At 46.0% G+C, this 14,692-nt stretch carries 8 protein-coding genes; 2 read left to right on the top strand and 6 right to left on the bottom strand.

Features of this window, described 5'->3' with window-relative positions; translation table 11 throughout:
• Nucleotides 1–75 precede the first annotated feature (75 nt).
• A complete protein-coding gene (locus tag AC0J2X_RS15755; protein ID WP_014948018.1) occupies nucleotides 76–882 on the top strand; it encodes a DUF1338 domain-containing protein in 807 nt (268 codons plus the stop codon).
• A 65-nt stretch (nucleotides 883–947) separates the two neighbouring features.
• On the opposite strand, the gene AC0J2X_RS15750 is transcribed toward AC0J2X_RS15755, so the two are convergent.
• The 3 genes from AC0J2X_RS15750 to parC all read right to left on the bottom strand — a co-directional run bounded on the left by AC0J2X_RS15750 (nucleotide 948) and on the right by parC (nucleotide 6,014).
• Nucleotides 948–3,116 carry a putative bifunctional diguanylate cyclase/phosphodiesterase gene (locus AC0J2X_RS15750; RefSeq protein WP_110289410.1) on the bottom strand — a complete coding sequence of 723 codons (2,169 nt, stop codon included), beginning with the start codon at nucleotides 3,114–3,116 and terminating at the stop codon, nucleotides 948–950.
• 12 nt (nucleotides 3,117–3,128) lie between these two features.
• The gene (locus AC0J2X_RS15745; RefSeq protein WP_014948016.1) at nucleotides 3,129–3,665 is read right to left on the bottom strand and encodes a heme NO-binding domain-containing protein; all 537 of its coding nucleotides are present in this window, start codon (nucleotides 3,663–3,665) and stop codon (nucleotides 3,129–3,131) included.
• 63 nt (nucleotides 3,666–3,728) lie between these two features.
• The gene (parC, locus tag AC0J2X_RS15740) at nucleotides 3,729–6,014 is read right to left on the bottom strand and encodes a DNA topoisomerase IV subunit A (protein WP_472996191.1); all 2,286 of its coding nucleotides are present in this window, start codon (nucleotides 6,012–6,014) and stop codon (nucleotides 3,729–3,731) included.
• Nucleotides 6,015–6,340: 326 nt separating this feature from the next.
• On the opposite strand from parC, the gene AC0J2X_RS15735 reads away from it, so the two are divergent.
• Nucleotides 6,341–9,469: a hybrid sensor histidine kinase/response regulator gene (locus tag AC0J2X_RS15735; RefSeq protein WP_239300336.1), complete on the top strand. Its 3,129-nt coding sequence runs from the start codon at nucleotides 6,341–6,343 to the stop codon at nucleotides 9,467–9,469.
• Between the two features lie 29 nt (nucleotides 9,470–9,498).
• Here the strand turns inward: AC0J2X_RS15735 and AC0J2X_RS15730 are convergent, their stop codons facing one another.
• The 3 genes from AC0J2X_RS15730 to AC0J2X_RS15720 form a co-directional block, all read right to left on the bottom strand.
• The gene (locus tag AC0J2X_RS15730; RefSeq protein ID WP_472996190.1) at nucleotides 9,499–10,194 is read right to left on the bottom strand and encodes a DUF2982 domain-containing protein; all 696 of its coding nucleotides are present in this window, start codon (nucleotides 10,192–10,194) and stop codon (nucleotides 9,499–9,501) included.
• A 165-nt stretch (nucleotides 10,195–10,359) separates the two neighbouring features.
• Nucleotides 10,360–13,506, bottom strand: a complete 3,147-nt coding sequence (locus tag AC0J2X_RS15725; RefSeq protein WP_239300341.1) for an efflux RND transporter permease subunit — start codon at nucleotides 13,504–13,506, stop codon at nucleotides 10,360–10,362.
• On the bottom strand, nucleotides 13,506–14,645 hold the full coding sequence (locus AC0J2X_RS15720; RefSeq protein ID WP_472996189.1) for an efflux RND transporter periplasmic adaptor subunit: 1,140 nt from the start codon (nucleotides 14,643–14,645) through the stop codon (nucleotides 13,506–13,508). The genes AC0J2X_RS15725 and AC0J2X_RS15720 overlap by 1 nt, the downstream gene beginning before the upstream one ends.
• Nucleotides 14,646–14,692 lie beyond the last annotated feature (47 nt).

Here is a 14,692-nt window from a genome sequence, read left to right as displayed (position 1 = left end):
GTCGGCCAGTTTAGTACCAACCCTATACGAACTATTCGTTTAAAAATAGTCAACGACAGAAAGGACCCTACCACCATGCATAGCAACATCGATACGTTGTTTAGCAACATGTGGGACGATTACGTTACCATCACTCCCTCAGCGCATAAAATTCATGCACTTTTGGCGGGTGAAGAAAACACGAACGACATCGTTAACGACCATGTAGCTTTTCGAACTTTTGCTCTTGATAAAACCCGCTTAGACAAGCTTGCTGCGCACTTCTTAGCATTGGGTTATGAAGCTAAAGGCGACTATGACTTTGAAGCGAAAAAGCTTACTGCAAAGCATTTCGAGCACCCTGACGATACTAAACCAAAAGTATTTATTAGTGAGCTTCGTGTAAATGAGCTTTCTGAAACTGCTCAAGCAATTATCAAGAAGATGGTTGATCAAATGCCTGAGTCTGTAGTGGATGCAGATAACTTCTTGTACTCGGGTAAGCATTGGGACGTTACTAAAGCAGAATACGACACACTGCTTAGCGAATCAGAATACGCGGCGTGGATGGCGGCATGGGGCTTCCGTGCTAACCACTTTACAGTAAGTGTTAATCACTTAACCCGTACTGACGAGCTTACCGACGTAAACACATTGCTTAAAGAAGCAGGCTTTGTGCTAAACACCTCTGGCGGCGAAATTAAAGGTGGTCCAGACGTATTTTTAGCGCAATCTTCAACGATGGCTGACCGTGCTGACGTAGCGTTTAGCGACGAAACTGTGGCAATTCCAAGCTGCTTCTACGAATTTGCACAGCGTTATGAAATGCCTGATGGTAAGCTTTACAAAGGCTTTGTTGCCGCATCGGCAGATAAAATCTTTGAAAGCACCAATGCTAAGTAACGAGCTTGCTTAGTCATTAAAAAAAGCCCGATAGGGCTTTTTTTGTTTATGCTTAGCTGAAGACATTACCGATTAGGCTCAGTAGTATGCCTTGCCAAGAACTGATCGTAAGGCATTGGTTTATCAAAGTAAAACCCCTGCATTAGCTGAATGTCGGCCTGCTCCATGAAAGGCAAATAAGACTCCAACTCTACGCCTTCAGCCACCACATCTATTTGCAAACTCTTTAACATGGCTATCAGACCATTAAATAGCGCATTGGCTTTGCTATCTTGGTGAATACCCTGAATTAAGCTTTTATCCACCTTAACCACTTCAAACTGGAAACTTCGCAAGTAGCTAAGAGATGAAAAGCCACTGCCAAAATCATCCAGAGACAGTCTAAACCCATGATCTCTCAACGTGTTTAATGCTCTAAGTGCTGATTTTTCATCGCGAATAAAGACCGACTCAGTGAGCTCTAGCTCAATAAATTCGGGAGACACATCATTATCCATACAGATAGACATTGCCTGATTTGGAAATTCTGGGTCAAGCATCTGATTAGCACTGATATTCACAGACAAAGGAATGGCATCACCCTGCTGCGACTCCATTATTGAAATGTAATCACATGCCGCTTCCAGTGCTTGAAGACCAATAGCACTGTCCAGCTTGTGCTCTTCTGCTATGGGAATAAACACTGCCGGCGATACAACACCGTGTAAGCCTGAAATCCAGCGACACAGTACTTCACCGCCTTTTAACTCACCGTTTAGATCATATTTACCCTGAATATAGAAATCGAGAAGGTGGTTCTCTACTGTTCTGCGCAAGTCATTCACCATACTGACCTGCTGGGTCATGCTCTCATAGAGACCTGACTCGTAAATAAACGCCTGCCCTTTACCCAGCTCTTTCGCACGGTACATTGCGGCGTCGGCGCACTGCACCAAGCTTTCTAGGTTATCACTATGTTCTGGAAATTCAGCAATGCCAATACTGGCAGACAGCCTAAGCTCCGACGTTTTTACGGTTATGGCGTCTTCTTCTATCTGGCTGATAAGCCGCTCAGAGCGTTCAGCAATTTCCTCAACATTCTGATTAGGCAATACGGCAATAAACTCATCACCACCCCACCTGCCGACTTCCCCTATTGGGCCGAATATGGCAGTAAGGAGCGCTCCTACGCGCTGAAGCTCAATATCCCCTCTTTCATGCCCTGCGTTGTCGTTAATTGCTTTGAACCCGTCCAGATCAATAAAGACCAAAACAAAGTGCTGTTCTTTTTGTACTAACCCGGAGATGGACTCACGCAGCGAATTGCGATTGGAAAGGCCGGTTAACTCATCGTGCAATGCCAGTTGACGTAGTTTGGCTTCGTTGCGTTTTCTATCGCTGATGTCGCGCATTGTGGCAATCAAATAAGATGACGTTTGCTGGTAGGTCTCAAACAAAGCCACCGAGATATCGACAACCTTAATTTCACCGTTTTGCGTCTTCACTTTCGACTCGAAGCGAATTTGTTTATCAAGCGCCAACTGCACTTTATCGACTTTCTCAGCAATGAATATTTGGTTGAAATCCAAACCAATGCATTGCTCTTTGAAAGGCGCAGCAATCAGCTGAATATATGCATCGTTACATTCTGTGATAACAAGATCAGGTGAGAGTACTAACATGGGCTCACGTGAGCTCGCAAAAGCAGAGGCCATTAAGTGAAACGATTGTTCAGCTTTGCGCTGTTGAGTAATGTCTTTTGTGGTACCAACAATTTGAAGCGCTTCACCCGCTTTTCCGCGCTTCAGCACACGCCCGCGCAGCCTTACCCACTGAAAATCGCTGTCGAGCTTTAACCGAAAAGAAAACTCTATACGGTCACGATTGCCGTGTAGCGCCATGCTCCAGTGAAACTGCAGGCCGTCTAAATCGTCCTCATGTACCCGCTCTAGAAGCTCAATTAAGGTGCCTGACCAGGTAGATACACTTTCAGAATGTAGTGAAAATGAGCGAAATTCCATAATGTCATTCTCTGCCTCCCAATTCCAAAAAGACTCCTGCGACGCCCATAGTGCAAGTTCCAAATCTTTCTGTGCACTTTGGCTTTTTTGAAGCGTAGCATACAAACTTTGCGTCTTTTCTCTCAGCAAAGCTTCGGCTTGCTCTCTCGCATTTCGCTCTCGCTTTAAACGCCTTTCAAGTAACGCAGCACGGTCGCTACCAGAAGGCGTGCTATGCGTTGTTCCATCTGACATAACATGCCTCCGTTAAACGAGAGATATACTAAATTCGTAGGTATGAGGCGTATCTAGTTGATGGGTTTCCCTTTCCAGGGTGCAGTTGTAATGAGCTGCGGCTGCGTCCATCAAGCCTTCTGCTAAAGGATATAATTCTCTTTCAGAATAATACTGTAAGCGCATGGTGTTATCGGTTCTGGATATCACCGTAAATCGGGGTAGGTCGGCGTCTGGGTAGAGCTTCTTAACCTGAACATGAATGTCGCCGTCCAAGTGCTCCAGCATATCCAACATGCCTTCTGTATTGGCCAGCACGTCGCCATGCACTGCACCTAACTTACCAAATAAGTAATAGCCGAAATCGTAGAGTAGCTCGTTAGCTGACTTACCCGTTTTCTCCACCAGCACACCTAACAGGCGTTGCATTTGTTCAAACGGGTAATAGCCCACTGCGGTATAAGCGCCGTCGTTTTCTAACCCAGCTTCCATGATGACATCGTCAGCAAACTCAGGAGAAACTTTCTCCTCGAGCATATCGATTAACGATGTAAAAACTATGCCTAGCATGTAAATTCCTCATCTAATCCCTTTTTGAGTGTAGTTCACCTAAGCATAAGAACAACTTAAACTTTATGACAAATCTTCAGATGTTTCGTCCTTGCTGGGTAAGACAACTTCAACCGTATCAACCCGCTGTAGTCCTCGCGGTAATTTATTCCCTCTTCGGCCTCTTTCTCCCTGATAGTGGGTAAGGTCGTCAGCCGTCAGTGTCATGTTGCGCTTACCGGCTCCCACTTTAATTGCGGCACCATCAGGTACAACAGCAAGCACCTTCACGTACTCTTCTCGAGATTGCGATTTTGCAGAAGGAATATTGATAAGCTTGTTCCCCTTCCCTTTACCTAAACTTGGTAAGTCGCGTAGTGGGAACATGAGCATGCGACCTTCATTAGAAATACTTAGGCACCAGTCGGAGTCTGGATTTGTAACCGGTGTTGGTTTCATCACTTTCGCCGCAGTAGGCAATGATAAGTAGGCTTTACCCGCCTTGTTCTTACTCACCATATCTTTAAATGTGCCGACGAAGCCGTAGCCTGCATCAGAACCTACTAAGAATTTGCTTTCGTCTTGCGCCATAATGACGTGTTGGAATGACTCGCCACCCACTATGCTGAAGCGGCCTGTTAGCGGCTCTCCCTGACTTCGTGCAGAAGGTAATCCATGAGCGTCACAAGAGAAAGTACGACCTGAACTATCCATGAACACGGCAGGCTGATTGCTCTTGCCTTCGGCGCTGGATAAATAGGCATCACCAGCTTTGTAGCTTAAACCTTCCGCATCGATATCGTGACCTTTTGCACAGCGTGCCCAGCCCTTTTCTGACAGCACAACGGTTACAGACTCAGCAGGTACCAGCTCTTTTTCAGACAGCGCTTTAGCTTCACCACGCTCAACAATAGGTGAGCGTCTGTCGTCACCGTACTTTTCAGCGTCTGCAAGGATTTCTTTCTTAATTAGGGTTTTAAGACGGCGATCTGAGCCTAGAAGCTGCTGGAGCTTGTCGCGCTCTTCTGCAAGTTCATCTTGCTCGCCTTTAATCTTCATTTCTTCTAACTTGGCTAAGTGACGAAGCTTCAATTCCAGAATTGCTTCCGCTTGTGTGTCACTTAAACCGAATCGCGCCATTAATTCTGGTTTTGGTTTGTCGTACGTGCGAATAATTTCGATAACTTCATCGATATTCAAAAACGCAATTAATAAACCTTCTAAAATATGCAAACGCGCTAACACTTTATCTAAACGGTATTGCAAGCGGCGCGTCACGGTATCTTTTCGGTACTGCAACCATTCAGACAAAATCGTACGTAAATCTTTCACCTGAGGGCGACCGTCCAGGCCAATCATGTTCAAGTTGACCCGGTAGTTTTTCTCTAGGTCGGTAGTTGCAAATAAATGCTGCATCAGCTGAGTTACATCGATGCGATTTGAGCGAGGCGTAATCACCAAACGGGTTGGATTTTCATGATCCGATTCGTCTCGAAGATCGCTTACCATAGGTAACTTCTTCGCCTGCATTTGCGCGGCAATTTGCTCTAGTATCTTGGCACCAGACGCTTGGTGAGGTAGAGCGGTAATGACAACATCACCGTTTTCTTCCATATACACCGCGCGCATTTTTATAGAACCACGCCCAGTCTCGTACAGTTTTTGAATATCAGCCTTTGGCGTAATAATTTCAGCTTCGGTAGGATAGTCAGGTCCATTAACGTGTTCTAGCACGTCGCTAAGCTCGGCTTTGCTGTTGTCTAACAACATGGCACACGCGTTGGCCAACTCTCTCACGTTGTGAGGAGGAATATCCGTCGCCATGCCAACGGCAATCCCTGTCACGCCATTTAATAGGATATGTGGCAAGCGAGCTGGAAGCACGCTAGGCTCGTTTAGCGTACCGTCAAAATTAGGTACCCAATCTACCGTACCTTGTCCAAGTTCATTCAGCAGCACCTCAGAGAAGCGCGAGAGCTTAGCTTCCGTATAACGCATGGCAGCAAACGATTTCGGATCATCCGGCGCACCCCAGTTACCTTGACCATCTACTAAAGGGTAGCGATAAGAGAAAGGCTGAGCCATGAGCACCATCGCCTCATAACAGGCAGAATCGCCGTGAGGGTGAAACTTACCCAGCACATCACCTACGGTTCTCGCCGATTTTTTATATTTGGCGTTTGCATTTAACCCTAGGTCTGACATCGCATAAATGATGCGTCGCTGAACAGGCTTTAAGCCATCCGAAATATGTGGAAGTGCACGATCCATGATGACGTACATGGAATAGTTTAGATAAGCGTCTTCGGTGAAACGTCGAAGAGGAAGTTGCTCTACCCCATCGCGATTAATGATGATCTCGTCACTCATGATAGTTTTTTCGTTTTGTTATTAATACCAATGCGCTCGTGCTAGTTAGGCTGTCGATTGTGGACAATTTAGCGCACCACTTAGTGAAAGCTCCCGAGCGTTAAAGGCTATTGTGGGGTAAACCGCATTTGTGTGCAATCCTTGAAACCAATTGTCGCGACTTTTGGGTCTTACTCACTGTATGGGGTGAGGGTTTGTTTTGTTATTCTTCAAAGAGAGTGGTTAAATAGCATTGGGTGAAATTTGCCGTTCAATTTTCACTCTTACGAGTAAAACTAAAAAATAATAAAGCCCCTAATCAAACGGTAACGTAAGTACAGATAATCATGGCTATCTTTCGCGTATTCTTTTTTTTATTTCTTGTTGTAAGCAGTTACCTGCCTTCGAATGCCAGCGCGCAGCATATCGAGCAGCTCTTCGATGAAGAAAGTACGCTAGATTTATCAGACTCTCTGTATTTTTTATTTGAAACCGATTATCAGCTTACTATCAGCGATGTATCACGAAGGCGCAATGACTTCCTTATGCATCCCCATGACAACCCTAACTTTGGGTTTCGTAATAATGGCATGTGGCTACTCACTTCTGTTGCCAATGTTTCAAACGATAAACACTGGGTGTTCTCAATAAATTTCAGCCAACTCGACAGTGTTGATTTTTATTTGGTGCAAAACGGCAAGGTAATAAAGCAAAGCCATCAGGGGAAAGCTCAAAAAGAACAGCGTTTTCGTGTGCCAACCTTTCGTGTTGAGCTGCCTGATAGCGATCCTGTCGACCTTTACATACGCATTGAAAGTCGCTCGTCTAGCCTAATTGCACCACTTCGAATTCAAGCCGAACCGCTACATAGCAGCTACTTCCAAATGGACAGCTTGCTCTGGGGCTTTTTCTACGGCGGATTGCTTATTCTCGCTATTTATAACCTTGCTCTATTTTTTGGCGTGCGGGAAAAAAGTCTGATTGCCTATGTTGGCTATATCGCTGCGGTTATTCTGTGGCAGTTTGTGTGGGGCGGCCATACGCACTTGCTGTTTAGTCAGGGGATCCCCTCTTGGCTGGTTGGGCATTCCGAGCTGATATTCGTAATTATTGGTATAAGCTCAGGCTTTTTTACCAAGACATTTTTGGAAACGGAAAAGCACTCTCCCACGGCACATCCTGTCATTAACTTACTGTTGGTTTGCCAAGCGTTAACAGGGCTGGTGTGCTTCGTCGATCTGCTTCCTTCTATTTGGAAGAACAACCTAGTATACGGCGTGGGTCTTGTGGCGATATTGAGTTATATCTACGCCGGGTTCGAAGCATTTTTCAATAAGTTTAAGCCCGCGCGTTACTTCATATTTGCATGGAGTATGCTCGCCACAGGCGCAATTATAGGTATGTTAAGCCTTATCGGAATTTTACCTTCCAACGACTTCACCACCTATTGTTTTCAGGTGGGTGTTTTCTTAGAAGCAGGGCTCTTTTCCTTTGCATTAATGGAGAAAAGCAGAGGCCAGCTGGAAAGCGAAGTTGAGCAAGCAACAAATGATTTGCGCAACAATATGGAGCTCATTGAAGAGCAGAATGCCCGTTTAGATATCGCGCGCAAAGATGCGATAAAAGCCAGTAACGTTAAATCTCAATTTCTGGCCAACATGAGCCATGAAATTCGCACACCTCTTAATGCTATCTTGGGGTTCAGCAAAGAGTTGAACAATGCGTCGCTGCCCACTGACCAGCAAGAGCAAGTCAGAATTGTTAACACGGCTGCGGACAACCTGCTAACAATCGTTAACGATATCCTCGATTTTTCTAAGATTGAGGCCGGTAAACTGCAAATTAATAATCAGCCTTTCTCGCCCAATAAGCTGCTTGAAGAAATGGTCACTATCATGGCTAAATCTTCCCACAGCAAGCGCATCGAATTTGTATTTGATTTGCACCCGCTCCCTGAAAAACTCATTGGCGATGTGTTTCGTATTAAGCAAGTGCTCAATAACTTGTTAAGTAATGCACTTAAATTCACGTCCAGCGGTACCATTACGTTTTCGGTGAGCGGACGCTCGCTTCCTCATGGTATTCACGAAGTAAATATTACCGTTGAAGACACAGGTATCGGAATAAGCCGACAAGACAGAAAAAAGCTATTTAACGCCTTCTCGCAAGTAGACGACGCCCTTAACCGTAATTACCAAGGCACTGGATTAGGTCTCGTGATAAGTCGAGAGCTGGTTCGCTTAATGAACGGTGATCTAACGCTAAAAAGTGTATTAGGCCAAGGCTCTACGTTTAACGTATCACTACGTATGAACCAGTTAAGCCAGAAATATGCGTTAACTAGTAGTGAAGACTGGAAAGGTAAGAACGTGGTTATTTTCGACCCGGTACCTGCAACACGTCGCTCAAGTGCAAGCATGTTATCGATTTTGGGTGCGCAGGTTACCTCTGTTGAATCACTAGATTATTTGATGTCACTTAAAGGCCAGTACGACTTTTTCATGGCAACTGTGCCGGTAAGTAAGATGGGATTGCGGGATACCTATTTAAGTCGTTTTGTACAATTCCCTGCGCAAAAGCGCATACTTTGGTATTCCGGCCCTGAACCTTTTGCGCAATACCCAAGCCTGTCGCAACATTTCCATTCACAAGCGCGTATGCCGATGACGCTTACCAAGTTAGATAGCCTGGTGCACCACCATACAACGCCAGCTAAAAATGCGATACAAGAGAAAATAGGCACGCTACCAAAAGCTAAAATTCTTGCCGTTGATGACATGGAAATGAATCTTAAACTGCTGCATACGTGGCTCGATCATTCTCCTGTCGAGCTCACCACAACGATTAGTGGACAAGACGCCGTCAATCAGTGCCAGACTCAAGAGTTTGACTTAATTCTCATGGACGTGCAGATGCCAGGCATGGACGGACTGCAGGCCACCCGAGAAATTCGTAAATCACCGTTGAATATGGGTACCCCAATAGTGGCAGTGACAGCCCACGCGTTTAAAGAAGAGCAAGAAAGATTGCTTGCCTCTGGCATGGACGATTACTTACCTAAGCCTATTGAGGTTGAGCTACTTATTACGCTTATCAATTCGTGGTGCCACAATGTTGAGCCCGGTGAAATCGTCTTTCCCTCTATCGACTGGCAGCTAGCACTTAAACGAGCAAATCAAAATCAAGATACAGCAAAAGAAATGTTAGACAGTTTTATTGCGTTACTGCCCGAAACTATCGAGACACTTTCGGCGCTTTGGGACGATCAAGATTACAATGGGCTTAAGACCGAAGTTCACAAACTACACGGTGCGTGTTGCTATACAGGTCTGCCGCGCATGCAGCATTTAGCCAACGAAACAGAGAGCTCACTTAAACTTGGTCAGCACAAGCTAGTCGAGGAAAACTTACCAGCCCTTATTGCCGAAGCCAAGAAAGTGCTTAACGAGAGTAAATTGAAGGACAGCCGCAGCTAGGCAAATAAAGTCTAATTGCTACGATGAGCTTAGCTGGCTTCAGAAGACTGCCTAGCTTTCTGGCACTGAGCAATAAGTCCTGCAAACTCGCTGGCATCCCTATCTAGCTCTGAGCTCGCGATAAAAATATCATACCCAAGGCGCTTTCTTAGCTCTACCATACGATGTGCCAGCATAGCTTTAATGCCTTTAATGATGGTCCCGTCTTCCATAACGTACTGCTTATCGTCAAACATAGATTGCTCATAACAGCTTCCAGAAGCGCAATTCTCATCTGTGTTCTGCATTAGCAATGGCCGCTGCTCCATTAACAAGTGCGTTGCAAGCCGTGGTGAAATCGTATTGAGGAAATCCGTGTAACTTTTGATTTTGAAACCGATGGTTTCAAGGGGAATATGCTCCAGCCCATGACGAACACGGGGGCAATCTGCGCGCTGTAAGTTGTCCCAGTGAATACGCCAGCTGCCTAAGCGATGACGATAGGTAATATAGTCTTTGGCTATTTCCAAACTATAGTCCGGCTCACGAATTTTGAAGTACCCTACGAGCAAGCACACTAACGCGGCACTGGTGATGAAAATCCCCGCTAAGAACAGCCAATCGGGAAGAAAGGCTAACCACAGTGCCGCAACACACAAACCGATACAGCCCAGCACCAGGCTGGTAATACCGTTACTTTTCGAGGCTGCTCGGATATAGATTGGTTCGACACTAGTACCAGACATAAAAATACACCACCAACATGATTACGGCCCAAACGATATAAAGTCTCATGCGTTTACACTTAACGCAGTCGGTTTGCCACCAACGCAAAAGAGGATTTGATTTTCGCATACGCTAAGTAAGCCAAATTTATACGTGGGTTAAAAAGGGATAGTTTAACCGTAAAATTATGCCAATGTGTGATTTCTATAACGGTATCGTTGAAAAGCCGCCACTATAGTTGGCGTAAAGACTAACGACAAGATTACCGAGAATCCTACTCCACCAGCCAGCACCACGGCCAACGGCGGCCAAAAGCTACCTTCACTGAACAATAGCAAAGGAATCAATCCACCTACCGTTGTGAAAGTAGTCGATAAAATATGGCGGCTACAGCTCATGGTTTCTTCAACAATGGCTTTCGTGTCTCCCTGCTTTGCTTTGGGGTTCGCGTTGATAGCGGCAATGACCACTATCGATCCGTTGATTGCTACGCCAATAAGGCCAGCACAACCTAGCAGCGGATTAAACCCAACCGGCAATCCAGATATCCAAAGACTGAACATACCCAGCCCTACAGAAAGTATTGCCACTAATCCGATTACACCCGCCATGCGCAAGCTGGTAAAAGTCAGAATGAGAGTTGTTACCATAAGAACCAACAGCACCGGCGCATAGGTCGCTAATTTACCTAATGCTTGCTGCTGTTCATCAGCGTCTCCCGCTAAATGAATACGATATCCTTCGGGAAGAATTAATCGACTTTCGAGAAGATCTCGCAAATGATTACTTGCATCAATGGCCGGGACACCAGGAAGCAAAAACGCCTGAATACGATTTAGCCTTTCGCCATCAAGGCGCGTAATACTGCTGGTTGCAGGCTGAAGCGTTAAGTTTGTTACAGCAGCAAGTGGCGACCAAGAAATAGCATTGTCTCCTGCAACCGGAATTGGCATGGCGTCTACGCCCGTTACATTTTGTCTATACGCCTCGTCTAGCCTTACGCGTACAGGAATTTCTTCTGTGCTTTCCAAAACAGAACCACCGGTAATACCTGAAAAGTTTATCTGCATTTGATTGGCAAGCTCGGAAAGCGTAAGCCCCAAGTAAGACAGGTTATCGCTGTCCGCGTTTATTTTAAGCTCGGGTTCTCCCATTGAAACGCTGGTTATAGACTGAGAAATGCCGTCGACTTCAGACATTAACATGCGTACTTTGTCGCCTAGGTCATTCAACACATTCAGATCAGGGCCGAAAATCTCTACCTCAACAGGCGCCGCAATAGGCGGCCCCTGCCCAAAGGCTCGCACTACAATTTGTACTTCTGGATACGCGCTATCAAGCTCTTGTTGTAGTTTGCCCACTAGCGCAACAGCGTCATCCACTGTATCTGTCGACACCACAGCATTTGCGAAATAAGGCATGTTGTCACGCGTCATCATCTGGTTGTAGTACACCGACGGCGCAGAGCCCCCGACTAACCAACTAACTTGTTTCACGCCTTGCTCACTGCGAATAGCACTATCTATTTTTTTAACATAGCTCGTTGTGTTGTCGATGCTGCTCCCTTCTTTGGTCCACAGGTACACTTCGAACTGGTCTCTATCTGCACTTGGGAAAAACACATTCGCCAAGGTGCCCGACAATACAAAACCCGATAAACAAAGGATAGCAATAACCGGTAACACCAAAATTGGCTGTTTAACCCATCTACCCAATTGCTTTTTAAAAGCGAGACTGAGCTCTGGCGCTTGTAATCCCACTTTCCACCACGCCTTCGATGCTATTTCATGTTGCAAACTATTGTCGTGCTTTGGCAAAAATCGGGCAGCGAGGGCTGCAATGATAGTAAGAGAAATAAACAGCGAGCCAATAAGTGCCATCACCACGCTAATGGCAATCGGGCCAACAAAGTCACCAATGTTTCCGTCTAAAAGAAAGATGGGCATAAAGCCTAAAATGGTCGTAAGCGTTGAAGCCAAAAGCGGTACAAATAGATGTGAAACGCTTTTGGCCATAGCACCTACTCGCGTTAAATTAGGATCTTGTAAATTAATGCGAATTTCATCGGTAATAACAATGGCATTATCGATTAGTAAACCAATGGCGATGATCATGCCAAAGATAGACATTTGGTGAATTTGCTCGTCGTAAAAACTTAAAGAGAACAGGGCAAAAGCGGCGCATAAGGGAAGTGCCAGGCCCACAATCCACGCAGCACGAAACCCCATGAAAAGTAGAATAACCATCATGACCACGGCGCACCCCATAAGCAGGTTCATCGATAAGTCAGCAAGGCGAGTAGCGGTATATTCGTTTTGCTCAAATGCGACGGTAGCGGTTAAGGTTCCGCTGAAGTCTTTATTGAACTGCTCCACTACTGCTAATGCATTTTCTGTCCATACATCAGAACGCAGTGACGGCTGCATACGCGCTGCCACAAATATAGACTCTTCACCATTTAGAAATGCCACTTCGTTGCGAGGGGTAGTAAAACTGCGCTCCACTGTAGCGACGTCTTCTACCCGTAAGTAGCGGCCTTGCTCGTTAACTAAGGGAATTGAAGCAATCATGTTCACGCCATTTAAGCCCTCTCCCACTGTAAAGCGCAAATTACTTTGCTGGGAGTTAAGCATACCCGCAGGTAATTTGGGGTCGGCGCGGCTTATTAAATTGCTTACTTGCTGTAAGGTAAGACCCGTTGCGGCAAGCTTAATAGGGTCGATATTGACGCTAATCTCTTCCTGCGGTGCGCCGTATACACGCACTAGCTCAGTGCCGTTAACGTTTCGCAGCCTGTCTGTAAGTTCTTGAGCCAAACGCGCGGTGAGTGTAATAGGGGTATTTTCAAAGTGGTCTGCTCGCACAGATAGCAATAAAGTGAACGCTGTCGCGCCGCGCTTTTCATCGAAAACTGGCGCCATTGCACCTTCAGGGAATGACTCAGCGGCAGCGCCAATGGCATCGCGAATTTCACTGAATAGTTGTTCGTTACTTGAATTATTTATCCAGTCTTGCGTTTCTATAAGGATAATGGAGATACCAGCACGCGACGTGGACTTCACTTCCTTTATTTCAAATATTTCTCTAAGCCTGTCTTCAAGCACATCACTAACCAAAGCCTCTACCCGTTCCGCCGATGCGCCTGGGTATTGAGTGATGATTAATGCGTTTCGCGTATCTATTCGCGGGTCTTCAATACGCGGCAGAGAGCCTAATGCTGACAACCCTGCTGTGACTAGCACCAGAAGACTCAGTATGAGTAAATGCCCTCGTCGGTAAAATAAGGTATACCATGGATAAGATTTATCTGAGCCGAAGTTAAAGGACTTCATTAGCGTGCCCCAGCTTGATGTTGACTAGGGATTGATACCATCTGGCCAGGTGCGAGTTTGTGTGTACCTTCGCTTACGTAAACCTCTCCATCTTTAAGCGCTCCGCGCACAAACGCGTTGTTTCCGTCGGTATATACAACTTCCACTACACGGGCTTCAAGGGTGGCGTTTTGCTCGTTTGATAAAACAAATACGCGCCACAAACCGCGCAAGCCGTTGCTTAGCGCGTTAACCGGCAGCCAACTTCCTGTCTCAGAGTGAGAACGAAAGCCAGACAAAATAGCCATGTCACCGGGGCGTACCCGCTCATTACTATTTAATGTCACTAAAATATCAATGGTTCGCGTTTGCACGTTGCGAACAGGTAAGCGTTGCGTAACAGTACCCGCCACATCAATATCCCCGACGCTAACCAGCACCGGCTCATTAAGGTCAAACTGATCCACAACATCGGCAGGTACCGCGAAACGTGCCTGATAATTCTCTATGCCTGTAATTCCAAACACCGGGGTTCCAGCGCTAACTACACTGCCTTCATCAAAAAAGCGTCGATTGACTACGCCATCGAAGGGAGAAATAAGGGTCGTTTTTTCTATTTCTACATTCAGTGATTCAAGGGCGGCCTGCATTTCACTAACTTGGGCCTTAGCGACATTGAGACTTGCCTTGGTTTCGTCTAGTCGCTGCGCTGATTCTAGCTTTTTCTCAACCAACGACGTGGTTCTTTCGCTGTTTACTTTAGCAAGTTCAAGGTCGGCGTTCGCACGCTCAAGTGAGGCTTGAAGCTCACGTTTTCTGGCATTGAGACGCTGAATATCTTGACGGGCTAGAACATCTCCCTTGCTTACTACATCGCCCTCTTCAACAAGTAGTGTATTGACTTGCCCTGCCATATCGAATGAAAGCGAAGTGGCCCGCGGGGATTCGATTAGCCCAAAAACATTGATTGGAGTTTCAAAGCCCGATTGAATTTTGACTGTTCCAGTGGACACTGCAACGGGAACTCTTGCCTCTGGCGTTTGTGTCGCATTGCCAAGACCTGCTGTCATCAAAAGAATGACCAACGCTGCAGTAAAAACGGCAATAGCGATAATAAGTGAGAGTTTGCCACTTTTAGAAGGCGTCGTTGCAGCAGTCATAACATTTCCTTTAACCAGTTTAGCGTTTGCTCTGGGCTATATTTGCA

Source organism: Alteromonas sp. R7, assembly GCF_055755235.1.
The sequence above is the reverse complement of the archived record's forward strand: the minus strand, read 5'-3'. Positions and strand labels throughout refer to the sequence as shown.